This window comes from Dellaglioa sp. CoH-57-MRSF-20 (assembly GCF_056781955.1).
In genome coordinates, this window is the sequence record NZ_JBXAXV010000086.1 from 1 (window position 1) to 514 (window position 514).

At 56.8% G+C, this 514-nt stretch carries 1 pseudogene; it reads left to right on the forward strand.

Annotation, left to right across the window (positions count from 1 at the left end):
• Positions 1–20: 20 nt before the first annotated feature.
• Positions 21–514, forward strand: a pseudogene (locus AC1RPN_RS08245) (nicotinate phosphoribosyltransferase); the annotation flags it as partial.

Below are 514 nucleotides of genomic sequence, written 5' to 3' on the forward strand. Positions count from 1 at the left end.
TGTCGAAGGGTGGGCGCGTTGTGATTCGCCCTGACTCCGGCGATCCGGTATCCGTGGTGCTGTACTGTGTAAAGTCGTTGGCCGAAAGCTTCGGTACCACGACCAACAGCAAGGGTTTCAAGGTGCTCCATCCGAGCGTGCGTGTGATTCAGGGTGACGGTGTAAATCGTGACTCTATCATCGCGATCCTGCGAGCCCTCGAACTCCACGGTTTCAGTGCCGAGAACGTAGCATTCGGCATGGGTGGCGCACTGCTTAAAGCCACCAACCGCGACGTACTGGGTCACGCCCAAAAGGCAAGCGCGATTACCAATGGCCGCGAGGCTTGGACCGGGATCATGAAGGACCCGGTTACCGCTCAATCCAAGAAATCGTTGAAGGGTCACCTTGCGGTTGTGCAGTCGGACGAAGGCATCCTCGAAGTCATTCAATCCTCGGAGTTGGGTGGTCGCGAAAACATGCTCCGCACCGTCTACAAAGACGGCGTGTTGTACAACGAGCAGTCGTTCAGTGA